We start from the raw sequence: 23374 nt of genomic DNA, 5'->3' as shown, positions 1-23374 counted from the left end.
CGTCAAGTTGGGGTGGTTCTGGCAAGGGCGGCAGACACAAGATCGTGTGGCAGGACCATCAGCTCTTGCGTCGCGGTCCAGATCAGCCCGGTTTCGATGCTGCGCCCCGGAAAGACCTGCGTCAGGGCGGCGGCATAGGCGCCCATCTGGCGCAGCAGCCCGTCGGGCACCTCGGCGGGCGTACCTGGCACGGTGCGGTTCGATTTGAAGTCGAGCGCGATCACCTTCTCGGGCGTGACCAGCAGCCGGTCAATGATGCCATGAATGCGCCCGACAGGCTCTATTTCAGCGGATATCGCCACTTCGGCCAGCGCCTCGCCCTCGAACACCTGCGCCAGCGCAGGGGCGGCGAGCACGGCAAGGGCCTCGGCCTCGACGCTTTCGGTGTCCTCGGGCAGATCTTCGGCGAGCGTCAGCACATGCGGCACGGCCTCGGCGCGGGCGGCTTCGGGCAGCGGTGCGAGGTGTTCCAGCAACAGGTGCAGCACGGTCCCGCGCAGCTTGGCTTCCTCCTCGTCGAGCCCGTCTGCGCCGGAAAGCGCCTTGGCGCCGCCAAGGTCGGAAGGAGAGCGGCTATCGGGCAGCGCGGCGGGCGTCTGCGCCGGGGTGAGCAAATGCGGTGGCAGTTCGGGCAGCACCGGCACCTGCGCCTCGACCGTCTCGAAGGGCAGGTGCGACCAGTCGGCCTGCCCCAGCCGCAGACCCTCGCCAGAGCCCCATTTGCCGAAATCATACCCGGTGGTGTCTGCCCCGGCGCGCTCCATCCCCTTGTGCACCTGATCGAACCACGCGCTGCCGTCTTTGCCAAGGTTGCCGGCGGCGGCGACCACAAGCCATTTCTCGGCGCGGGTGAGGGCGACGTAGAGCAGCCGGTCACGCTCGCGCTCGGCGGCGGCCTTGGCGCGGTCGAGCGCCTCGGACTGCACCTGCGGCTGCGATGCGGCGCTGGATTGCCAGACCATGCCCGCCGCATCGCCCTCGCCCGAGGGCAGCAGCCGCTCGCGGATGGTCTTGGTGGGCTGGGCGCAGTCGGGCAGGATGACGATCGGCGCTTCCAGACCCTTGGAGCCATGCACCGTCATCACCCGGATGCGGGCTCCGGCGCTGTCGGGCGCGCGTTTGATCTCCAGATCGTCGGACTGCATCCATTCCAGAAACCCGGTGAGCGAGGGCACGGTGCTCTGCTCGAAGGCCAGCGCCTGTTGCAGCAGGGCGTTGATCCCGTCCTCGGCCTCTTCGCCCAAACGCCCGAGCAGCCTCTGCCGCCCGCGGTGACGGGTGAGGATACGTTCGATCAGATCGTAGGGACGCAGGAAGTCGGTCTTGCCGAGCAGGTCGTCCATCACCTGCAGAACGGCAGGGAACTCCTCGCGACGCTCGCGCAGCGCGACCCAGAGGTAGCTGCCCGGCTTGCGAGTGTGCGCCAGATCGAAGAGCGCCTTTTCGGTCAGGCCAAAGAGCGGCGAGCGCAGCGCGGTGGCCAGCGAAAGATCATCCTCGGGCGTGGCGAGGAAGGCGAGCAGCGCGCCGATGTCCTTCACCGCCAGTTCCGACATCACCTTCAGCCGGTCGGCCCCGGCGATGGGCAGGCCGCGCGCCTTGATGGCGCGGATGATCTCGGTGAACAGCGTGCCGCGGCGGCGCACGAGGATCAGGAAATCCCCGGCATGGGCGGGGCGGGCCTTATACTCCCCGGAAAAGCCGATCTCCACGGGCAGCGGTGTGCCGATGGTGTCGGCGATGAAACCGGCAATACGGTTGGCCAGCACCACCGTGTGATGCTGCGCGCCGATGCGGTCGACCGGCTCGAACCACTCGGTGTCGTCCTCTTCGTCCTTCACCGGCGCGATATGCGGCCAGAGATCGACCCGGCCCGGCATCTCGGATTTGAATGCCTTGTGTCTCTGTTCCGGGGAAAACCCCGACTCTTCGCGCCCTTCGAAGGTGGCATCCACCAGCTTCAGCACCGGGTCTGCAGAGCGGAAGGAATATTCCAGCATCATGCGCGAGAGCGGCGCATCGGTGTTTTTCAGCCGTTCGGCGAAATCGTCGCACATGCGGTCGAACTCGCGCGGGTCGGCACCCTGAAACGAGTAGATCGACTGCTTCTTGTCGCCGACGACAAAGATCGTCCGCCGCACGTCGCCGCGCGCGCCCTCGCCGGCGGTGAACTCACGCGCCAGCCGCTCGATCACCTGCCATTGCACCGGGCTGGTGTCCTGCGCCTCGTCGACAAGAATGTGGTCGATGCCGCCGTCGAGCCGGTAGAGCACCCAGTCGGCCACCCGGTCATCAGCCAGCAGATCGCGGGCGCGGGTCACCAGATCATCGAAATCGAGCCAGCCGCGCAGCATCTTTTCCTGCTCGTAGTCTGGCAGGAAGACCTGCGCGAAGCGGTGCAGGGTGATCTCGCGTTTCACCGCGTCAAAGGCGAGGCGGCTCTCTCGTGCGCTTTCGACCCGCTCTGCAAGCTGTTCCAGCTTTGGCCAGTCGGGGCCCATCGCCTCCTTGCTGGCCTTGGTGGCCATGCGGCTGCTGACCGTGCCCTTCTGGGTCAGAAGCGCGTCTTCCAGCGCGAGCATCCCCGGCACGTCCGGCCCGGTGAAACGCTCCAGCTTTTTCGCGGCGGTCTGGTCGGTGCTTTTCCCGGTCTTGAGGATCGGCAGCACGCGGGCGATCAGATCGCTTTCGCTGCCCAGAAAGACCTGCGAAAGCACGTCGTCTTCGTCCATGTCTTCGGGCAGGCCGTAGAGCGCACGGATGTCCTCGGGGCTGCGCGGCGGCAGGAAGGCGGATTTGCGCGAGCACAGTTCGGCGAGCAGAGATTCAGGCTCTTCGCCAAGGAAAGGCGCCATCGCCTCGACCAGCGGCGCGTGCCGCTCGGCCATGCGTTCCAGCACCTCGGCGCGCAGCATCTCGGCGGAGCGGTCCTCCATCTCGGTAAACTGCGGCGAGACCCCGGCTTCGAGCGGAAAGCGCCGCAATAGGCTCGCACAGAACGAGTGGATGGTCTGGATGCGCAAGCCGCCGGGCGTCTCGATGGCGCGGGCAAACAGCGTGCGCGCCTGCCGCAGCCGCTCTGGTGGCAGATCGCCGGTCAGCCCAAGCTGGCGCAGTTCGGCGATCAGCGCGTCATCGTCCAGCATCGCCCACGCGCCAAGGCGGCGGAACAGGCGGTTCTGCATCTCGGTTGCGGCGGCCTTGGTGTAGGTCAGGCACAGGATGTGCTCGGGCAGCACCTCGTCAAGCAGCAGCCGCGCCACCCGGTCGGTGAGCACCCGGGTCTTGCCCGAGCCGGCGTTGGCCGCCAGCCATGTGGAGGCATCCGGGCGGGCCGCCTGCACCTGCTTTTCGCTGGCCTCGTTGCGACTCATTCCAGCATCTCCCGTTCGGCGGCGTCGATCACGTCCCATTCGCCGAAGCGCGAGAGGTGGTCGTAGTTGGAAAAATCATTCTCGCTGAGCATGGCGGCGCGGGCGGTATAGCCGCGATCAGGCTCGAACCAACGGGTCATCAGGGTCTCGAACTGCGCCCAGACCTTTTGCGGTGGCACCTCGTCCAGTGGCGCCTCCACCTCGTTCGGATTGGCCGAAACAGAGACGAACACGGCGCGATCGGCGTGGCGCGGATGCAGGTTCTCGAAGGCGCCGCGCTCGACCATGGCAGCCTCGAGCAGCAACTGCTTGTCGAAGTTCTTCTGCTGCGCGGCGGTGGGGGCAGCGCCGGTCTTGTAGTCGTAAAGATGCGCGTTGCCGCGTTCGTCGATGTCGATCCGGTCGGCGGTGCCCTTGAGCGTGAAGCCAAGCGCCGGGATGTCGCTGCTGCCGCGCACCTCGAAATGCACCGGGCGGGCGAGCGCCTGCCGGGCCTTTTCGGTGCGCACGAACCATTCGGCGATGCGCCCGATGCGCGCCTGCCAGACGTGACGGGTGACCGGGAAAGGCAGAACCTGCGGATCGCCAATCACCTGCGCAGCTTTCGTCCGCAGCGCGTCCTGCGTCAGAAGCCCCGGGTCAGAGACGCTTTCGCGCACGTATTCCTCGAACACTTGGTGAATGAGGATGCCGCGCAACAGCGCATCGGGCGCGCGCTGCAACGGGTTGAGCGGACGCAGCCGCAGCACGCGCTTGGCGTAGATCGAATAGGGGTCGCGGATCAGCGTCTTGATCTCGGTGACCGACAGCTGGCGCGGTCGCGCCGCGACCGGCGGCACCGGCGAGGGGCGGGCGGCGGAGGGCGTTCTGATCGGCGCTTCGACCTGCCGCGCCAGCGCCAGCCAGTGGCGACCGCGCTTTTGCATGTCTTTCAGCGCCTCGGGGCCGTGACGGGCGGGCAGGCCGTTCATCAGGTTCATCATGCGGTTGACCCAGCGCGCGGGCACCGTCTCGGCGTCGTCGGATTTCAGCGCGCGGGTCAGCCAGACCTCTTTCGCCGCCACCGCCTGCTGGAAGTCATGCGCGGCCAGCCCGATGCGCCGCTCGGGCAGCAAAAGCCCCGCTTTGTGTCGCATCCGGCGGTTCAGCCAAGGGTCTGCGCCGGGGATTTCCGGCCAGCTTCCCTCGTTCAGCCCGCCGAGGATCAGCAGGTCGGCGCCCATCACGCGCGCCTCCAGCGTGCCCCAGATCAGGATGTGCGGGTGCGGCGCGTCGCGGTCGCGCAACTCGCCCTGTCCCAGCACGGCGCCGAACAGGTCGGCATAGTCGCGCGCAGACAGGTCGGTGCCATGCGCGGCCTCGCCCTCGAGCGTTTCGACCACCTGCCGCGCCTTACGTCCAGCGCCCTCTTTCCACAGCTCGGATTCGCCCATCTCGGGGCCCGCCGCGATTGCCTCGGCCCGTTCGCGGTGATGCGCCAGCCAATCAGCCAGCGCGCGCTTGCCGCTGACCGGGGGATGGCAGAAGGTTTCGGCCACCCAATTGGCCCAGTCGGGAAAGCCTGCGGCCTCGCCCCATGCGGTGATCAGATGCGGCTGCGGGAAGGGCCAGCTTTTGTCGCGGATATGCAGTTCCAGCTCGCGCGTGGCGCGCAGGTGGTTGTTGCGCTCCGAGCCGCTGTGGGTCAGCGGGTGCTTGAGCAGCGACAGTAGGCTCTCGGCGGTCAGGTCGCGCTGGAACAGCGCCGCCACCTGCCGCAGAAAGCGGCCCGGCGGGGTCAGCTGCAGCGGGATGCCGGCGCTGTCGTCGGGCAGGATGTCCCAACGGTCGAGCGCGGCGGTCACCTGCCGCGTCAGCATCCGGTCGGGGGTGATCAGGGCGGCGGTCACCCCGTCCTCGGCGGCTTGGCGCAGGCGCAGGGCGATGGCCATCGCTTCCTCGCGCTTGGAATTGGCCTCGAGCAGCGTCAGATCCTGCGTCGCCTCGGGCAGATCGGGCAGGTGCACGCCCTCCGAGCGCCACTGGTCGGTCACCGGCGCGGGGCGCAGGGCCAGCGACACCAGTTTGTTGCGCGCGGGGCTGGGGGGCTTTGTGCCCTCCCAATGCGGCAGCGTGGTGGCATCGAGCGCCAGCTCGTGCAGCAGCCGGGCAAAGCGGAACTGCGGATGATCCTCGCCCGAGAGCGCATCGGTCAGCCCGCCCCAAACGGGGCCCGGCATGTCGAAGTCATAGCCCGGCAGCACCAGAGCGCCCTGCGGCAGTTTCGAGACCGCGCACATCAGCCGGTGCGTCCCCCCGCGCGAGCCGGTGGAGCCGGCAAGGATGATCGGATGCTCGGGCGGGCGCTCGTCCCAGCTTTTCAGTCTCTGTTCCAGCGCGTAGCGGCGAAACGCAATGGTGTCCGGCGCTTCCTCACCCTGCTCGAAATAGCGCTGCACGATGCTCAGGAAGCTGAGTGCGCGCTGCCAGTGGCCGGATTCGTCGCTGACGTCCAGCGCGGCGATCTCGTCGGGCGAGACGCCCTCGTCCTGCATCTCGTCCATCAGCGTGGCAAGGCTGTCGGCCAGATCGAACAGCGCGGCGCGCGGGGCGAGATCGGGCTGGGCGTCGAGCAGTTTCGACACCAATCCCGTCAGTTCGAGCCTGCGGCGCAGCGGTGGCACCGGCGCGGGCAGATCGCGCAGCGCGGCGGGGTCGGCCATGTCGGTCAGCAGGCGGATCCGCGGCAGCAGCGTTGCCGGGCCCTGATCGAAGATCGCCTTCACCCGCCGCGCCATGCGCGAAGTGTTGAGGATCAGTTCGACCTTGGCCATTTCCTCGGACGGGCGGCCTTCCATGCGTTGGCGTAGACCGGCAACCAGCGCGGCAGGGAAGTCGACGCCGCAGGCAAGGCCATAGACGCGGGGGCCGTCGATAGGCTCAAACATGGCGAGTCAGCATCTCTTCGGCGAGGGTGATGCCCTCGGGGTGGCCGACGTCGGCCCAATGTCCGGGATAGGCGCACCCGTGCAGGCGCCCGGCTGCGTTCATCCGGTTCCACAGCAGGTTCAGCGAGAAGGCCTCGTCGGCGATCTCGGCCAGCATCTCGGTCTTGAGGATCTGCGCGCCGGTGTAGACGTGATCGCCCGTACGGGCGAGCTGGCCATCGTCGCAAAGGGTGAAATCACCGCCGCCCTTGCGGCCCACGGCCTGCGCCAGCGGCACGCAGAGCAGCAGCGCATCCATGCGCGCCGGATCCCACGCTTCGGCCAACAGGCGCAGCGGGTTCGGCCCAGCCCAGACGGCATCGGTGTTGAGCGTGAAGACAGGGCCGCTGCCAAGCAGCGGCAGCGCATGCCGCAGGCCGCCGCCTGTATCGAGGATGTCGGGGCGTTCGACCGAGACGGCGACGCCGGTCCTTGCAAGATGCGCCTCTATCTGGTCGGCGCGGTAGTGCGCATTCACCACCCGCGTCGGCAGATGCGCCGAGAGGTCAAGCGCATGGTCGAGCAGGGGTCTGCCGGCGACGTCGAGCAACGGTTTCGGACGGTCCGCGGTGAGCGCACCCATGCGGGTGCCGAAGCCCGCGGCAAAGAGCATGACGGCGTCAGGCATCAGGATTTCAGCCTTTCGAGGATCGCGGGGGTCGGCGCGGGCAGCGCTGCCAGATGCGCGCGCAGATCGGCCAGCGCGGGATGCGCAAGATCGGCTTGCAGATGTGCCCAGACCCGCGGGATCAGGTCGATGTAATGGGGTTTGCGGCGTACCTGCGCCAGCCGAGCGAAAACGCCCAGGATGCGCAGATTGCGCTGCGCGCCAAGCAGCGCGAGCGCGGTGCGGAAGGCGGTCTCGGGTGTGCCGGTTTCCCCGATATAGTGACGGATGCAGGCCTCGGCGGTGTCTTCCGACACGTCGCGCCGCGCGTCTTCGATCAGCGACACCAGATCGTAGGCGCGGTGGCCCTGCAGCGCGTCCTGAAAGTCCAGCAGCCCGGCGCGGGCCGCGCCTTCACGGTCGGGCAGCCAGAGGATGTTCTCGGCGTGATAGTCGCGCAGGATCATCACGTCGGTCTCGGGGGCATGGGCCTCGATCAGCCCGCGCAGGCAGACGATGGTGGCGTCGCGGTCGGCCGGGTCGACAGGCGTTCCGGCGCGGGCGGCGTAGACGTCGAAGGCAAGGTCGGTGATCCCCGCCAGATGCGCCGCGTCCGCCACTGGCAGATCGGCAGGCGGGGCATGCCGGTGCAGGGTGATCAGCGCGTCGGTTGCACAGAGATAGAGCCGCTTTTCGCTCTCTGCATCCACCGCCAGACGGGCCACGAGTCCGTCGCCGAGGTCTTCGAGCAGCAAAAGACCGGGCGCCTCGGCCAGCACGTGCGGGGCGCTGAGGCCGAGTGACGACAGATGCCGCGCGAGACATGCGAAAAGCGCCACGTCGCCGTCGGGGTCTTCCATCAAGATGGCGGTGCGCTCGCCAAGGGACAGCCGCGTGTAGCGGCGGGTCGAGGCATCACCGGCCAGCGGCTGCGCCTTGGCGTCCTGCCAGCCGGCGGCGCGCAGAAAGTCACGCATGAACGGCCTCCAGACGCGCGTCCCAGCGGGTGTCATGCCAGTTCAGAGTGACCTGCCGACTGTCGTCGCCGGTGACCTCAAATTTCAGGGTCAGCGCCGCCGCCGGGGTCAGGTCTTCCAGCCGGTCGGGCCATTCTACGAGGCATATCGCCTCTTCGAAGGCTTCGGTGAGCCCCAGTTCGACCACCTGATCGGGATCCGAAAGCCGGTAAAGATCGGTGTGCCACAGCTCGCCGCTGGGCACGTCATAGACCTGCACCAGCGTAAAGGTGGGCGAGGGCACGTCTTCGGGCGTGTCCTGCAGCGACTGGATCAGGCACCGGGCGAAATGGGTTTTGCCGGCGCCGATGCCGCCTTCGAGAAGCAGCACGTCGCCGGGCATCAGGCGCGGCGCCAGCGTGGCGGCCAGCGCGCAGGTGGCATCTGGACAGGGCAGGGACAGGGCGCGGGTCGTCATGGCGCGAAGATACCTTCGCCAGCCGCACGCGCAAGCGGCATCGCAGGGCATTGTGCAGGCAGAGGCGGGGCCTAGCTGGCGGTGACCTCGGCGGAATGCACCGGCGCGAAGCGCACCAGCGTGGCGCCGCCGGGCATCGGCGCGACGCGGCAGAGCAGCGCCTCCCCGGCGAGGGTGTGCACCACGGCCTCCCATGCCGCGCGCTCCCGCAGGCTCAGCACGAAATCGCGGATATCGCCCCAGACCGGGCTGGGGGCGCAGGCAGTCTGCCAACGGGCGGTTGCGTCGGTGACCGAAAGCTCGGCAATGCGGCTGTCGGGATCGTCGTCCCAAAGCTGGCGATAGGCGGCGTTGCACAGGCTGAGCGTGCCGTGGTCGGAAAACACCGCCACCGCGTCCTCAAGCACATCGAGCACGCCATGGGCCTGTTCGATCTGCTGCCGGTAGCGCCGGGTGAGCGAGATCTCGGAACTGATGTCCTCAATCAGAAAGGCAATCCCAGCGTCGGGATGCGGGCGGCCGGTGATCCGGTAGGTCAGGCCCGACGGCAGATCCCACGTCTCGATATAAAGGTCCGAGGATGCGGCGGCGATGACCTCGGACAGATGCTCGCGCCAGCATTGGTAGTTCTTCGGCTCGGGCATCATCCGCCCCTCGCGCAGCGCGTCGAAGAAGCTCATCAGGTTGGGCCGCGTGCTGAGGAATTCCGCCGGCAGATGGACCAGATCAATCAGCGCGGGATTGAACAGCGCAAGGCGGTGGTCCCGGTCGAACACCGCAAGCCCGATCGGCAGATGCGCGAAGATACGGGTCAGCGTCTGCAAGAAGTTGCGCTGCGTGACTTCGGAATGGATGACCGTGTCGATATTGGTGGCCACATGCAGCCAGCCCTCGCCGGTGCGATGCGACTGCACCTCGTACCAAAGTTGTGCGCGATCGCCGCGCGGGCCCAGAGCGGTGCGGCTTCGGCGCGTGTCGCTGCCGTTTGGCGGGGCGAGTTCGAACGGGGTGGTCGGGGTTGGGGGGGTGCCGACCTGGCCGCAGACATCCTCGTAGGAGGGGTTGAACCAGACGACCTGCCCCTGCGCATCTTCTTGCCAGATCGGGCATGGCACCAGCGCCATGGCGCGGCGCAGGCGCTGCAGTTCGGTCTGATCGAGTAGCAGGCGGATCTGCTGACCGGCGGCAAGGCAGTCGGCGTGAACCGACAGTCGCAGCGCCTCGTGTCCGGGGTGCAGGTGGAGCCGGGCTGCGCCGTGCAGGTTCGCCTCGAAACTCGCGGGAGTCAGAGGAGGTTGCGCGGGCAGCGCGTCGAAGATCGGGGCAAGCCGCCGCGCGACGTCGGGCCACGTCAGGTTCTCGGCGGGATCGCAATCGAGCATCTGCTGCGCCGCGCCGGTCATATCCGTCACTTTGCCGTCGACGAGCAGGATCTCTGTATCGGCGGTGCCAGATGGGGAGACATCGCGCGCGCGCCGTTCCCGCAGCAATAGGGACCCAAGGAAGGCCGCGCTTCCTGCGCCGAGTCCGATGGCAAGTGCGACGGACGGGAACATGATGATCTCCTCAAGTCAGACGTCCCGTAACGCTATGTGATTATTGGTTAATGCGGTGTTAATGCGCGGCGGATGTGCGGCGCGCGGTGGATTGGTTGCGCCAAGCTACAGGCCCGCACCTCAGGTCTCGAAGGTTGGGTTCTCGCCCAGCACGGCTCCCGGCGCCAGTTCGGGGCTGACGATGGTCTCGCGCGGCCAGACCAGTTCCACCACGGCGCCGCGGCGGGTGCCGGGCGGCTCAGGGGCATTAGGATCGGAGGCATTGGCAAAGCTCAGATCGGCGCCGGAGCGTTCGAGCAGTGTCTTTGCGATGAACAGGCCCAGTCCCATGCCCTCGTATTCGGGGCGCGCCTTGCGATCGGCCTCGGTGCGGCGGCGGCGGAGCATCGGCTCGCCGATGCGCCCCAGCAGATGCGGCGGGTAACCGGGGCCATCGTCGATGATCCGCACGGTGATGTTGCGCGCGTCCCAGCCGGTCTCGATCCAGACCCGGCTGCGGGCGAAATCCACGGCGTTCTGCACGAGGTTGCGCAGCCCGTGGATCACCTCTGGGCGGCGCAGGACCTGCGGCATTGGCCCTTCGGTGCCTTCGATCTGCGTCAGATCGATGCTCTTGCCGCGGTTCTCGTGCGGCTCGGCGGCTTCGCGCAGCACCTCGCTCAGAGGCGCGCTGCGCAGGTGCAAATCGTCCTTCCCGGCGCGCCCCATGGAGCGCAGGATGTCGCGGCAGCGGTCGGCCTGCTCGCGGATCAGCCGGGCGTCCTCCTGCAACTCCGGTCGGTCGTCGAGGTCGTCGATCAACTCGGCCGAGGTTAGCTTTATGGTGGCCAGGGGCGTGCCCAGCTCATGCGCGGCCGCGGCCACGACACCGCCGAGATCGTTGAGTTTCTGCTGCCGCGACAGCGCCATCTGCGTGGCGTTGAGCGCGTCGGACATGGCGTTCATCTCGGTGGTGACCCGGCGCGCGTAGACCGACAGGAAGACCAGCGCGATGGCGATGGCGGCCCATTGTCCAAAGACGAAGAGGTCGGGGATCTGCAGCACCTGACCGTCGACCGTGTGCAGTGGCACATTGGCAAAGACCATGCCCGAGATCAGCACGAAGGCGGTGACATTGAGCACGATGGTCGAGCGCAGCGACAACATGACCGCAGAGACCGTCACCGGGCCCAGCACCATCACCGAGAACGGATTGTTCAGCCCGCCGGTGAGATAGAGCAAGAAGCACAGTTGCAGCAGGTCGAACATCACCATCAGGAAGTTCTCGGCTTCCGACAGGCGCTTGGTTTCCGGGAAGATCAGGCTGGCGACGAGGTTGCCGATCACCGAGATGCCGACCGCGAGGTAACACAGGCCCAGCGGCAGCTGCAGGTCGTAGATCGACTGTGCCGCCACCAGCGCGGCGATCTGGCCGCAGATCGCCACCCAGCGCAGCAGGATCATCGTGCGCAGACGGATGAAGGTGCTGCGCTCTTCGGTCCAGAGCAGGGCCTGCCCGGGGTCGTTCAGGTCGGTCTGGCTCATGCCCTTGCTTTCGTGTCTTGATCCTTCGGGGGCAATTGTTAGGTCTGGAACGGGGATTTGCAATGCGATCCAGCGCGCCGGGGTTCGGCGGGTAAACGGGATCGCCGAGGGAGGCCGCATGAAAACCGCCACAATCGTTGCCATCGTCGCTGCCGGGGGCCTTGCGGCGCTTAGCGCGGGCATGTGGGTCGCCACGCAATGGGGGGCGGGCGATGACCGTTTTGCCCAATGCCGCGCCGGGGCCGTGGCCGGTGAGATCGGCGGGCCGTTCGAACTGCTGAACGCCTCCGGTGAGACGGTCACCGACGCCGATGTGATCACCGAGCCGACGCTGCTTTATTTCGGCTACAGCTTCTGCCCCGATGTCTGCCCCATGGACAATGTGCGCAACGCCGAGGCGACCGATCTTCTGGCCGAGCAGGGTCATTCGGTGACCCCGGCGATGATCACCCTCGACCCGGCGCGCGACACGCCCGAGGTGATGGGCGACTACGTCACCAATTTCCACGATAAGATGATCGGTCTCAGCGGCTCTCCCGAGCAGATCGACGCCGCGGCCAAGGCCTATCGGGTGTACTACAGGATCAACGATCCGGACGAGGAGTTCTATCTCGTAGATCACTCGGCCTTTACCTACCTCGTGCTGCCGGAGGTCGGATTTGTTGATTATTTCCGCCGTGATGTGACGCCGGAGCAACTGGCAGAGCGCACCGCCTGCTTCATCGACCGCATGTGATCCGCCTTGGTTTGACCGCATCCCCCGGGCGGGATAAGAGAAATTCTCATACGGCGATGTTTGCCGAAGGACATGACGGGGGCCGCCGTGGCGGAACTGACACAAGACGACCTGGGCGAAGATCGCTCGCTGCTGCTTGTCGATGACGACGAGCCCTTTCTGAAACGTCTGGCCAAGGCCATGGAAAAGCGTGGGTTCGATGTCGAAACCGCCGAGACCGTGGCTGCCGGCAAAGTCATCGCCACCGCGCGTCCGCCAGCCTACGCGGTGGTCGATCTGCGGCTCGAGGACGGCAATGGTCTCGACGTGGTCGAAGTTCTGCGCGAACGCCGCCCCGACAGCCGCATCGTTGTGCTGACCGGCTACGGCAATATCGCCACCGCCGTCGCGGCGGTGAAGATCGGCGCCACCGACTACCTGTCGAAGCCCGCCGACGCGACCGACATCACCAATGCGCTGCTGTCGAAGGGCGACGACCTGCCACCGCCGCCCGAGAACCCGATGAGCGCCGACCGCGTGCGCTGGGAGCATATCCAGCGCGTCTACGAACTGTGCGACCGCAATGTCTCGGAAACCGCGCGGCGGCTGAACATGCACCGCCGGACGCTGCAGCGCATCCTCGCGAAACGCTCGCCCAAGTGAACGAAGCGCCCTATCGGGCGCTGCCTCCGGCGGGGATATTTTCGTCTAAGCGAAGCGGCATCCGCGCACCACGCGGCCGGACACGCAGACGTGTCGTGGCGCGATCCGCCGAGGGGCGATTTTTTGCCCGATCTGTGGTAAGTTAGAGGACAACCCAAATGTGAAAGCCGGTCGGACACCGGCAGTGACGGCGCTCTTTCCGGCGGAAAGGAGCATGTCATGTTCAAACGTCTGTTCACCGCAAGTCTGATCTTTGGCACGGCGGCGCTTGGCCCGCCGGCGCTGCAGGCACAGACGCCAAGTTGCCTGCCACGCGCGGCGCTGGTCGAACGGCTGAGCGGCGAGTTCGGCGAGCGGCAGATCGCGCTTGGTCTGCAGTCTTCCGAAACCCTGTTCGAGCTTTGGGGCTCGGAGGACAGCGGCAGCTACACGGTGTTGTTGACTCGCAGTGACGAGATCAGCTGCGTCATCTCCGCAGGCGCGGCGCTGGTGCTGGTGCCGCGAAAGCCACCGGGCGTGCGCGCGGGTCTGCGCCGCGAGTGAGCGCCGGCAGGCTCAGAGGTCGAACCGCTTGAGCACCTTGTCGACGGCGCTGCCGTCGCCGAGGCGACAATTGCGGATTCGACCATAGGTCTCGAAGCCGCGGCTCTGGTAGTAGATCAGCGCACCCTCGTTGTCGGCGCGGATCTCGGCGTTGATCCAGACATAGCCAGCGGCACGGCAGGCCGCTTGTGTCGCCTCGAACAGCGCCGAGCCGATGCCCAGACGGGTGCGCCCGGGGCGGGCGAAACTGGCAATCTGCGCGACGGCCTCGCCATGCTGTGGATGCGGCTCGACCCACTGAAAGCCCAGAAGCGTGCCCTCGGTATCCTCGGCAAGGTGCCAGATGCCCTGCGGGGTCTGCATCCAGCCGCGCAGTTCTGCACCGGTGACGGGGCGCGTCATGGCGGTCGTGCCGCCCTGCGCGATCACCGCGTTCAGCAGTTCGGCCATGGGCCGCGCATCCAGCGTGCCAGCGCGGCGGATGGAGATCGATGCGCTCACAGCTCGGCCAGAAGCTCGGCGTGGCGCGCGCTATAGGCGCGGCGCACCTCCACCGGCGGGCGCAGATGGATGTCGAGCCCTTCGATCAGCGCCGCATCCGGGCGTTTGAAAAAGCGCGAGGCTTCGGCTTCGGAAAACCCGGCGATCTGCACCGCCTCCATCCACGCCGAGACGTTGTCGGCCTTCTTGATCTGCTTCTTGAGGCGCTGGCTGGGGGCAGCGGGCAGGCCGAAGCGCAGATGGATGGCGGCTTCGAGCCGTTTGTCCAGATCCTTGTAGCCCGGCCCGACCGCCGCCTTCACCGGCGAGATCATGTCGCCGATGACGTACTCGGGGGCGTCGTGCAGCAGGGCAAACAGCTTTTCGGCGGGATTGGCGCTGGGGCACAAGCGGCAAAACAGCGTTTCGACCAACAGCGAGTGTTCGGCCACCGAATAGGGGTAATCGCCCTGGGTCTGGCCGTTCCAGCGGGCGACGAAAGCAAGGCCATGGGCAATGTCCTCGATCTCGATGTCCACCGGGGTGGGATCGAGCAGGTCGAGGCGGCGGCCGGAGAGCATGCGCTGCCAAGCGCGGGGTTGCTTTGCCATGGGATCAGCGGGCCGCACGGAGGCGAGGAGGGGGCTGGGTCATCTGGGTGGTGCCTGCTTTGCGGACTATTATTCCGTTTGCCCCAAATAGTGATCCACGTTGCGGGGTATCGCAAGGGATGCTACCTCGCTGAGCAATCCCGAGATTGGAATTGGAGCGCCGGATCATGGCTGAAGACTATATCGTCAAGGACATCGCGCTGGCCGAGTTTGGCCGCAAGGAACTTGATATCGCCGAGACCGAGATGCCGGGCCTGATGGCCTGCCGCGCCGAGTTCGGCGAAGAGCAGCCGCTGAAGGGTGCGCGCATCGTCGGCTCGCTGCATATGACCATCCAGACCGCCGTGCTGATCGAGACGCTGAAGGCGCTGGGCGCCGATGTGCGCTGGGCGTCGTGCAACATCTTCTCGACGCAGGACCACGCCGCCTCGGCGATCGCCGCGGGTGGCACGCCGGTGTTTGCCGTGAAGGGCCAGACGCTTGAGGAGCATTGGGACTATCTGGACCGCTCGTTCCAGTTCCCCGAGGGCGCCAACATGATCCTCGACGATGGCGGCGACGCGACGCTTTACATCCTGCTCGGCGCCCGTGCCGAGGCGGGCGAGGATCTGGGCGTGCCGACCTCGGAGGAGGAAGAGGTGATCCACGCGCAGATCAAGAAGCGCATGGAGCAGAGCCCCGGCTGGTTCGCCAAGACACGCGATGCGATCATGGGCGTGTCGGAAGAGACCACCACCGGCGTGCACCGCCTGTATGATCTGCAGAAGAAGGGCCTGCTGCCCTTCCCGGCGATCAACGTCAACGATTCGGTCACCAAGTCGAAGTTCGACAACAAGTATGGCTGCCGCGAGAGCCTCGTGGACGGCATCCGCCGCGCCACCGACGTGATGCTGGCGGGCAAGGTCGCCGTGGTCTGCGGCTATGGCGACGTGGGCAAGGGCTCGGCGGCATCGCTGGCCGGTGCTGGCGCGCGTGTGAAGGTCACCGAGGCCGATCCGATCTGCGCCCTGCAGGCCGCTATGGACGGATTTGAGGTGGTGCTGCTGGAGGACGTCGTCGCCGACGCCGACATCTTCATCACCACCACCGGCAACAAGGACGTGATCCGCATCGAGCATATGCGCGCGATGAAGAACATGGCCATCGTCGGCAACATCGGCCACTTCGACAACGAGATCCAAGTGGCCTCGCTGAAGAACCACAAGTGGACCAACATCAAGGATCAGGTGGACATGATCGAGATGCCCTCGGGCAACAAGATCATCCTGCTGTCGGAAGGCCGTCTGCTGAACCTCGGCAACGCCACCGGCCACCCGAGCTTCGTGATGTCGGCGTCGTTCACCAATCAGGTACTGGCGCAGATCGAGCTTTATAAGAACGGCTCGGCCTATGAGAACAAGGTCTACATCCTGCCCAAGCACCTCGACGAGAAGGTGGCGCGCCTGCACCTCGACCGCGTTGGCGCAAAGCTGACCACGCTGTCGGTCGAGCAGGCCTCCTACATCGGCGTGACGCCCGAGGGCCCGTTCAAGCCCGAGCATTACCGCTACTGATTTCGAGCCTGTTTCAGGGTCTTTTGCAGACGCCCCGCCATCCGGTGGGGCGTTTCGCATTTGGCGGGGACTGTGCCTCCGGCGGGAGTATTTGCAGAAAGATGAAAGGGCGCGCGGTTTCACCGCCGCGTCACATCACGGCCACGTGAGCTTTACGCAAAGGCGGTAGCAGCGGCGCATCGCAGCATCCTTGAGGAGATTCACGATGCGCCTTTCGCTTTCCGTTCTCGCTCTTGCCACCGCGCTTGCCGCGCCCGCCACCGCTCAGGACGTCTTTCCGGCCAAGCTGGCCGGTCACGCCTACCTGCCCGGCCTGTCGCTGGTCGAGCCGCCGGCGGATGCGCCGCGCGATGCATGGCTGTCGGGCAAGTTCACCGGCGGCGCCCGCAACGCGCAGGCGATGAGCGTCGAGGGAAACACCGGCAAAAACTACGGCAACCACGGCACCGGCATCGCGCTGCCGTTCATCGGCCAGCCGGTGCAGGGCATGTCTGGCTTTGCCATGACCCGCGCGGAGGATGGCAGCTTCTATACGCTCACCGACAACGGCTTTGGCTCGAAGCGCAACTCGCCCGACGCCATGCTGTTCTTTCACCGCATGGCCCCGGATTTCGAGACCGGCAGTGTCGAGCGCCGCGAGACCATCTTCCTGTCGGACCCCGACCACAAGGTGCCTTTCCGCATTGCCTACGAGGGCACTGAGAGCCGCTATCTGACAGGCGCAGACTTCGATACAGAGTCGATTCAGGTGCTCGACGGCGAGGTTTGGATCGGTGACGAGTTCGGCCCCTACATCATCCGCGCCGGTCTGGATGGCGTGGTGAAAGAGGTCTTCGCCACCAAGCTGGACGGCAAGGAACTGCACGGGCCGGACACCTACAGCGTCTACGTCCCTGCCGAGGCGGGCAGCGACTATCAGGTGCAGCGTTCGGGCGGTTACGAGGGCATGGCGCTGCAGCCGGGTACGGATTTGCTCTGGGCGATGCTGGAAAAACCCCTCTTGATCGAAGGCGGCGAGATCGAGGGGCCGTTCCTGCGCGTCCTCGCGTTCGACCCTAAAGCAGGGGAATGGACGGGTGAGAGTGTGAAGTTCAAGCTTGCAGAAGGGGCCACGGCGATCGGTGATTTCAACTTCATCGACGAGACACGCGCGCTGATCATCGAGCGTGACAACGGCGAAGGCGACATGGCGCAGGCCTGTGCCGAGGGCGCGGCCGACACCTCGGACTGCTACCCCAACCCCGCCAAGGTGAAGAACATCGTGCTGGTTGACATGAGCCAGACTGACGCCGAGGGCTTTATCCGCCGCATCGGCCAGATCGACCTGCTGAACATTGCCGATCCGGGCGCCAAGGCGCTGGACGGCTTGGGCGCGGGCGGCGAGACCTTCAGCTTTCCGTTCTTCACCATTGAGGACGTGATTGCCGTGGATGAGAGCCACATCATGGTCGCCAACGACAACAACCTGCCGTTCTCGGGCGGGCGCGTGCCGGGCGAGGCGGCGCACAACGAGTTCATCCTGCTCGAAGTGCCGGAACTGCTCGCCGCCAAGTGAGCCGAGTAAGGCGAAAAAGAAGGGGCGCCTTGCAGCGCCCCCTCTTGTGTCGTGGGTCTAAAGCTCAGCCCTTGAAGCGTTTGATCTCTCCGGACTTCAACCGCCCGACGTAGCTCGCCAGTTCGCGCTTCACGATCGGCATCAGCAGATACAGCGCGATCACGTTCACCACGGCCATCGAGAACAACATCGCGTCGGAGAAATCGATCACCGGGCCAAGGTTGGCCGAGGCGCCGACGATGATGAACAGGCAGAAGATGACCTTGAACACAGTCTCTTTCGCGGCGCCTTCGCCGAACAGATAGGTCCACGCCTTGAGCCCGTAGTAGCTCCACGAGATCATCGTCGAGAAGGCGAAGAGCACCACCGCGATGGCCAGTAGCGCCGGGAACCACGAGAACGCCCGCGCATAGGCGGCCGAGGTCAGTTCGACGCCAGCGACCTCGCCAGTGGTCGAGATGCGGCCCGCTTCGGCGTTCCAGATGTAGAGACCCGTCTCGGGATCGACGTTCAGCACCCCGGTGATCACGATTACCAGCGCGGTCATCGTGCAGATCACCACCGTGTCGATGAACGGCTCGAGCAGGGCGACATAGCCCTCGGTAACCGGCTCCTTGGTGCGCACCGCCGAGTGGGCGATGGCCGCCGAACCGATGCCCGCCTCGTTGGAGAAGGCGGCGCGGCGGAACCCTTGGATCAGCGCGCCGGTGAAACCGCCCAGCACGCCAAGGCCGGTAAAGGCACCTTGGAAGATCTGGCCGAAAGCCCAGCCGATCTGGTCAAAGTTCATCAGCAAGATGATCACCGAGACGACCACGTAGAAGATGCCCATGAACGGCACCACCTTCTCGGTCACCTGTGCGATCGACTTGATGCCGCCGACGATGACCATGAAGGTCACGGCCGCGAGCAGCAGCCCGGTGATCCAGCCGGGGTAGTCGCCGAGCACACCCGAAAGTTGCGCATGCGCTTGGTTGGCTTGGAACATGTTGCCGCCGCCGAGCGCGCCTAGAATGGTGAAGATGCAGAAAAGAATGGCGAAAATCTTGCCGCCCGGCAGGCCGCGTTCTGAAAAGCCCTTGGTCATGTAATACATCGGACCGCCCGAAACGCGCCCGTCGGGATACTCGTTGCGGTATTTCACACCGAGCGTGCATTCGGTGAACTTGGTGGCCATGCCGAAAAGGCCGGCCATGATCATCCAGAAGGTGGCGCCGGGCCCGCCGATGCCCACGGCCACCGCAACACCGGCGATATTGCCAAGGCCCACGGTGCCCGAGAGCGCTGTTGCCAGCGCTTGGAAGTGGCTGACTTCGCCAGCGTCATTGGGGTCGGAATAATCCCCTTTTACCAGCGAGATGGAATGCGCGAAGCCGCGCAGCTGGATGGCGCCGAAATAGACGGTAAAGATCAGCGCCGCGACCACCAGCCACAGGGCGATCCATGAAAAGTTAGTGCCCGGCAGATCGGCGAAGATCAGCGCCACATACCAGCCGGTGTAATCAGCAAAAAGCGTATTGATGGTCTCGTCGATGCCTTGCGCGGCGGCCTGCAGGGGCAGCAGCGCGGTGACGAGCGCAAAGAGGGAAGCGATACGGTAGGACAAGAAAGGGTCTCCTCGGCTCAGGGCACGATGACGGTGGGGACGGGGGCGATCTGTGCAAGCCCAAGCGGCACCGATCCAAAGATCCGCGCGGCCATCGAGTCGGTGCCGGAGCGTCCGACGAAGATCATGCTCGCCTTGGCTTCGCTGGCGATCTCGGCCACCAGCTCGACCACCGAGCCATAGCGGATGCGGCAATCGCCCTCGAGCCCCGCCGCGCTGACCTTGGCCAGCGCCGGATCAAGGATCACCTCCTTGGCGCGTGCCAGTTCCGCTTTGCGGCGGCCATGGCGTTCTTCCACTTCCTGCGGCGTGAGGAACGTGTAGGGCGACCATTCCAGAATATGGACAAGCAGCAGGGCTGCGTTGTCCTTCTTGGCCCGCGCGATCGCATAGTCGAGCAGGCCGTCATCACCCTCCTTGTTCTCGTAGGCGACGACAAACGTTTCTGTTGCCATTTGATTTCCCCGGTATGATTTTTCTAGGAGCGCGCCTGCGGTCCCCTGTTTTGGTGGGGTTATCTGGCGGACGCTTTCCCTAGCGTCCATGCTGCGGGTGACGTTACGCATTTGTCACGAAAAAAAGCGGACTGCCGGAGGTTCCGGCTGAAAGCGGCTGGAGATAGGGGAAAATTTTCTCCTTTTTATCAACAATACGGCCTGACTATAGTCGGGCTGCCAGGGAACGGCTGCGGTCGCCCGGCGCAACATGTCCTTTGGGAGAGACATCATGGGCAAGAGAGACGAGCTGATTGAGAAATACGCCGAGGATCTGCGCAGCAAATGCGGTGTCGAGCCGGACATGGACCTGCTGACCAAGGTGACCATCGGCTGCGGCCCGTCGATCTACGACGCTGATGCCTCGACCGTCGCCGCCAGTCAGCCGCACGAACTGGAAACGGTGAAGGACAACTTCCTGATCAAGAAGCTGGGGCTCGACGATGGTCCGGAACTGATGGATGCGATCCATTCGGTGGTCGAGACTTACGGCCACTCCGAGCGGAACAAGTACCGCGCGGTCGTCTACTACCTGCTGACCAAGCATTTCGGCAAGGACGCCATCTACGACTGAGCCGCAGAGGTCGGGCGGATTTTAGACAGTCCGGCTTTGCCAAGGCTGCTTTGCCGTGTCATCTTCGGGGTCCGGCCAGAAGGTCGGATCCGGTTTCACCGCAGCGCCCGTGGGAGTGCGCGTGGGGTGGCAAGGGGTCCGACGGTGTGTCGGACCCCTTCTCGATTTCCGGCTTTTCCTAACTCCGGCTTGTCTTAACTCAGGCTTTTCCTAACTCTGGCTTGCCCTAACGGAGCGTGGCCTGTCCTGCGCCTGCGCTGCAGAAGCCTGCGCATGGAGACAGGGCTGCACGCCGTGCGGACTGAGCATCGGGGCTCAGCCCTTCAGGCCGCCCTTGGCGCAGATGTGCTGGAACTCCGCCTCGGTCACCGGCTGCACCGACAGGCGCGCCTGCTTGATGAGGGCCATGTCCGAAAGGGCCGGATCGCCCTTGATCTCGTCCAGAGTCACCGGCGTCGGCAGCTTCTCGATGGCCTTGATGTCCACGCATTCCCAGCGCGGATCATCGGCTTTGCTGTCGGGATGCACCTCGGCGCAGACCTCGACGATGCCGACAACGGCCTTTTCCTTCTGCGAATGATAGAAGAAGCCGCGGTCGCCCAGCTTCATCTCGCGCATGAAGTTGCGGGCCTGATAGTTGCGCACGCCGTCCCATTCTTCGCCCGCCTCCCCCTTGGCGACCTGATCATCCCATGACCAGGTCGAGGGTTCGGACTTGAAAAGCCAGTACCTCATCGCACCGTCCTTATCCGATGACCTTCTTCCACGCGGTCAGGCTGACGCTTTCGAAAAGACCGGCCAGCGCATAGGGGTCGTTGTCCGCCCAGTGCTGCGCTGCGGCCATGTCCTCGACGTCGAGGATGACAAGGCTGCCTGCCATTTCGCCCGCGTCGTCCAGCAGCGGGCCGGCCTGCGCGACCACGCCGGTGCTCTCGATATAGGCGAGATGTTCGGTGCGCGTGTCCTTGCGGATCTGCAGGGCACCGGGTTTGTCCTTGGCGATAAGCGCGACGAGCATGGTCATTCCTCCTTGAGGGGTCTGGAAAGAAGCTCATCCAGAGCTTCGGCAATGGTAACGCGGCCTTCAGTCAGACCCGCGACAACCGCAGAGACCGGCATGGCGATCCCTTCGCGCGCGGCCAGGGCGGTGACCGCCCGTGCCGTGGCGGCACCTTCGACGGTGACAGAAGGGTCGAACCCTTCGGTGCGACCCAGCGACTGGCCGTAGCGATAGTTGCGCGACAGGTCCGAGGTGCAGGTCAGCGCCAGATCTCCAAGGCCAGAAAGCCCCGCAATCGTCTCTGGTTTCGCCCCAAGATGCACCGCGAGCCGAGTCATCTCGGCGAAGCCGCGGGTCATCAGCGCGGCGCGGGCGCTGTCGCCGAAGCCGGCGCCGATGCAGGCGCCGCAGGCGATGGCCATGACGTTCTTCAGCGCGCCGCCGATCTCGGCGCCGGTGACATCGGTGCTGCGATAGAGCCGCAGCGTCTTGGTCGACAGCACGTGCTGCAGCACCAGACCCGCCTCGGCATCCGCGCAGGCCAGCGTCAGCGCGGTGGGCAGGCCGCGCGCGATATCGGCGGCAAAGCTCGGGCCGGTGAGAATGGCGGGCAGGGCACCGGGCTTGGCATGGGCGATGACGTCGCTGGGGCCGGTGGTGGTGGCCAGATCAATACCTTTGCAGCAGGCGACCAGCTTTTGGCCCTCAAGAGGGCTGTCAATCGACCCCAACACGGCGGAAAGCGTCTGCATCGGCACCGACAGCAGCAGCGTTTCGGCTGCGGCCGCGCGCGGCAGGTCGGCGGTGATCTCGATGTTGTCCGGCAGGGTGACGCCGGGCAGGCGCGGGGTCTGCCGGGTGCGGGCCATCTCGGCCATGGTCTCGGCGTTGCGCCCCCAGAGCATCACTTGCCGCCCGTCGCTGGCCAGCGCCACGGCCAGCGCAGTGCCGAAGGCGCCGGCCCCCAGAACGCCGATCATGCTTTGGCGCCTTTCTTGCCGGAGCCCAGAAGCGGGGCCGCGGCCTTGTCGAGCGGCCAGCGCGGGCGTGCCGCAAGGCTCATGTCCGATCGCTCGCCCGCCGACAGCAGTTCGCCGCCCGCATAGGCGATCATCGCCGCGTTGTCTGTGCACAGCCGCAGCGGCGGCGCGGTGAAACTGCTGCCCATCTCGTCGCAGACCGTCTCGAGCGCGCCGCGCAGGGCCGTGTTGGCGGCCACGCCGCCGGCCACGGCCAGTGCTGGCTGAGCGGGGTTTTCGCCCAGATAGAGCCGCAAAGCGCGCCGGGTCTTCTCGACCAGCACATCGCGCACCGCCGCCTGAAACCCGGCGCAGAGATCGGCGCGGTCCTGCGCGTGCAGCCCGCCCTGTTCGTCGATCAGCTTGTCGCGCATGCGCAGCAAGGCGGTCTTCAGCCCCGAGAACGACAGGTCGCAGCCTTCACGGTCGAGCAGTGGGCGCGGAAAGCGGAAGCGCTTCTCGTCGCCGGTCTGCGCCTCGTCCTCAACCGACGGGCCGCCGGGCTGCGGCAGGCCAAGCAGGCGGGCGGTCTTGTCGAAAGCCTCGCCGGGGGCGTCGTCGATCGTGCCGCCAAGCCGGGTGAAATCCTGCGGCCCGCGCACCACGAGGAACTGACAGTGACCGCCCGAGACCAGCAGCATCAGATAGGGATAGGGCAGATCATCGGTCAGCCGCGGCGTCATCGCGTGGCCGGCAAGGTGGTTCACCCCGATCAGCGGTTTGCCGGTGGCCGCGGCGATGCCCTTGGCCATCATCACCCCCGACAGCACGCCGCCGATCAGGCCGGGGCCCGAGGTAACGGCGATGGCGTCAAGCTCGGCGACCGGAACGCCCGCCTGCACCAACGCCTGTTCCACTGCCAGATCGAGCTTTTCGGCATGGGCGCGGGCGGCAATCTCGGGCACCACGCCCCCGAAGGACGCATGCAGTTCTGCCTGCCCCAGCACCACCGAAGACAGGATCTCGCGCCCGCGCAGCACCGCTGCGGCGGTGTCGTCGCAGCTGCTTTCCAGCCCGAGGATCGTCAGTTCAGCCATCAGCCCGTCCGTTGCATCCCTTTGGTACTGCAGCTACCACCAGTGCACCGTCGCCACAATCCC

At 66.0% G+C, this 23374-nt stretch carries 21 protein-coding genes; 6 read left to right on the top strand and 15 right to left on the bottom strand.

Annotation, left to right across the window (positions count from 1 at the left end):
• Positions 1–2: 2 nt before the first annotated feature.
• The 7 genes from addA to regB form a co-directional block, all read right to left on the bottom strand.
• On the bottom strand, positions 3–3374 hold the full coding sequence (gene addA, locus ACXAJT_RS06460) for a double-strand break repair helicase AddA (protein WP_475233963.1): 3372 nt from the start codon (positions 3372–3374) through the stop codon (positions 3–5).
• On the bottom strand, positions 3371–6301 hold the full coding sequence (addB, locus tag ACXAJT_RS06455) for a double-strand break repair protein AddB (RefSeq protein ID WP_475233962.1): 2931 nt from the start codon (positions 6299–6301) through the stop codon (positions 3371–3373). The genes addA and addB overlap by 4 nt, the downstream gene beginning before the upstream one ends.
• Positions 6294–6968, bottom strand: coding sequence for a nucleotidyltransferase family protein (locus ACXAJT_RS06450; RefSeq protein ID WP_475233961.1), 675 nt, complete (start codon positions 6966–6968; stop codon positions 6294–6296). Before ACXAJT_RS06450 ends, addB begins: the two co-directional genes overlap by 8 nt.
• On the bottom strand, positions 6968–7924 hold the full coding sequence (locus ACXAJT_RS06445) for an aminoglycoside phosphotransferase family protein (RefSeq protein WP_475233959.1): 957 nt from the start codon (positions 7922–7924) through the stop codon (positions 6968–6970). Before ACXAJT_RS06445 ends, ACXAJT_RS06450 begins: the two co-directional genes overlap by 1 nt.
• Positions 7917–8381, bottom strand: coding sequence for a tRNA (adenosine(37)-N6)-threonylcarbamoyltransferase complex ATPase subunit type 1 TsaE (tsaE, locus tag ACXAJT_RS06440; protein WP_475233957.1), 465 nt, complete (start codon positions 8379–8381; stop codon positions 7917–7919). The genes ACXAJT_RS06445 and tsaE overlap by 8 nt, the downstream gene beginning before the upstream one ends.
• Positions 8382–8452: 71 nt before the next feature.
• On the bottom strand, positions 8453–9937 hold the full coding sequence (locus ACXAJT_RS06435; protein ID WP_475233956.1) for a PAS-domain containing protein: 1485 nt from the start codon (positions 9935–9937) through the stop codon (positions 8453–8455).
• A 120-nt stretch (positions 9938–10057) separates the two neighbouring features.
• Positions 10058–11461, bottom strand: coding sequence for a sensor histidine kinase RegB (gene regB, locus ACXAJT_RS06430; RefSeq protein ID WP_475233955.1), 1404 nt, complete (start codon positions 11459–11461; stop codon positions 10058–10060).
• A 118-nt stretch (positions 11462–11579) separates the two neighbouring features.
• Between regB and ACXAJT_RS06425 the strand changes: the two genes are divergently transcribed.
• From ACXAJT_RS06425 to ACXAJT_RS06415, 3 genes are all read left to right on the top strand, one after another.
• Positions 11580–12197, top strand: a complete 618-nt coding sequence (locus ACXAJT_RS06425) for an SCO family protein (RefSeq protein ID WP_475233953.1) — start codon at positions 11580–11582, stop codon at positions 12195–12197.
• 87 nt (positions 12198–12284) lie between these two features.
• A complete protein-coding gene (locus ACXAJT_RS06420; RefSeq protein ID WP_475233951.1) occupies positions 12285–12839 on the top strand; it encodes an ActR/PrrA/RegA family redox response regulator transcription factor in 555 nt (184 codons plus the stop codon).
• Positions 12840–13058: 219 nt separating this feature from the next.
• Entirely contained in the window at positions 13059–13382 is a 324-nt protein-coding gene (locus ACXAJT_RS06415; protein WP_475233949.1) for a hypothetical protein, read from the top strand.
• A gap of 12 nt (positions 13383–13394) precedes the next feature.
• Here the strand turns inward: ACXAJT_RS06415 and ACXAJT_RS06410 are convergent, their stop codons facing one another.
• Together ACXAJT_RS06410 and ACXAJT_RS06405 are read right to left on the bottom strand one after the other, a co-directional pair.
• Entirely contained in the window at positions 13395–13832 is a 438-nt protein-coding gene (locus ACXAJT_RS06410; protein ID WP_475234174.1) for an N-acetyltransferase family protein, read from the bottom strand.
• Positions 13833–13879: 47 nt separating this feature from the next.
• Positions 13880–14473 (bottom strand): hypothetical protein, encoded by a 594-nt coding sequence (locus ACXAJT_RS06405; protein WP_475233947.1) that lies wholly within the window; start codon positions 14471–14473, stop codon positions 13880–13882.
• Positions 14474–14640: 167 nt separating this feature from the next.
• Here ACXAJT_RS06405 and ahcY point away from each other — a divergent pair, with 167 nt between their 5' ends.
• Both ahcY and ACXAJT_RS06395 read left to right on the top strand, forming a co-directional pair.
• On the top strand, positions 14641–16026 hold the full coding sequence (gene ahcY / locus ACXAJT_RS06400; RefSeq protein ID WP_475233945.1) for an adenosylhomocysteinase: 1386 nt from the start codon (positions 14641–14643) through the stop codon (positions 16024–16026).
• A gap of 205 nt (positions 16027–16231) precedes the next feature.
• Positions 16232–17581, top strand: coding sequence for an esterase-like activity of phytase family protein (locus tag ACXAJT_RS06395; RefSeq protein ID WP_475233944.1), 1350 nt, complete (start codon positions 16232–16234; stop codon positions 17579–17581).
• A 64-nt stretch (positions 17582–17645) separates the two neighbouring features.
• Here the strand turns inward: ACXAJT_RS06395 and ACXAJT_RS06390 are convergent, their stop codons facing one another.
• On the bottom strand, positions 17646–19187 hold the full coding sequence (locus ACXAJT_RS06390) for an alanine/glycine:cation symporter family protein (RefSeq protein ID WP_475233942.1): 1542 nt from the start codon (positions 19185–19187) through the stop codon (positions 17646–17648).
• Positions 19188–19204: 17 nt separating this feature from the next.
• Positions 19205–19642, bottom strand: coding sequence for a universal stress protein (locus ACXAJT_RS06385; protein WP_475233940.1), 438 nt, complete (start codon positions 19640–19642; stop codon positions 19205–19207).
• A gap of 271 nt (positions 19643–19913) precedes the next feature.
• On the opposite strand from ACXAJT_RS06385, the gene ACXAJT_RS06380 reads away from it, so the two are divergent.
• Entirely contained in the window at positions 19914–20255 is a 342-nt protein-coding gene (locus tag ACXAJT_RS06380; RefSeq protein WP_475233938.1) for a DUF2853 family protein, read from the top strand.
• Between the two features lie 315 nt (positions 20256–20570).
• On the opposite strand, the gene ACXAJT_RS06375 is transcribed toward ACXAJT_RS06380, so the two are convergent.
• From ACXAJT_RS06375 to tsaD, 4 genes are read right to left on the bottom strand one after another with little or no spacing between them, the layout of a single operon-like run.
• Positions 20571–20990: an EVE domain-containing protein gene (locus ACXAJT_RS06375; protein WP_475233936.1), complete on the bottom strand. Its 420-nt coding sequence runs from the start codon at positions 20988–20990 to the stop codon at positions 20571–20573.
• Between the two features lie 10 nt (positions 20991–21000).
• Entirely contained in the window at positions 21001–21273 is a 273-nt protein-coding gene (locus tag ACXAJT_RS06370; RefSeq protein ID WP_475233934.1) for a YciI family protein, read from the bottom strand.
• Between the two features lie 2 nt (positions 21274–21275).
• Positions 21276–22235 (bottom strand): NAD(P)H-dependent glycerol-3-phosphate dehydrogenase, encoded by a 960-nt coding sequence (locus tag ACXAJT_RS06365; protein ID WP_475233933.1) that lies wholly within the window; start codon positions 22233–22235, stop codon positions 21276–21278.
• On the bottom strand, positions 22232–23311 hold the full coding sequence (gene tsaD, locus ACXAJT_RS06360) for a tRNA (adenosine(37)-N6)-threonylcarbamoyltransferase complex transferase subunit TsaD (RefSeq protein ID WP_475233931.1): 1080 nt from the start codon (positions 23309–23311) through the stop codon (positions 22232–22234). Before tsaD ends, ACXAJT_RS06365 begins: the two co-directional genes overlap by 4 nt.
• Positions 23312–23374 lie beyond the last annotated feature (63 nt).

The sequence above is a fragment of the Salipiger sp. ABF4_146 genome, from assembly GCF_056161345.1.
This window is presented reverse-complemented; position numbering and strand designations above follow the sequence as displayed.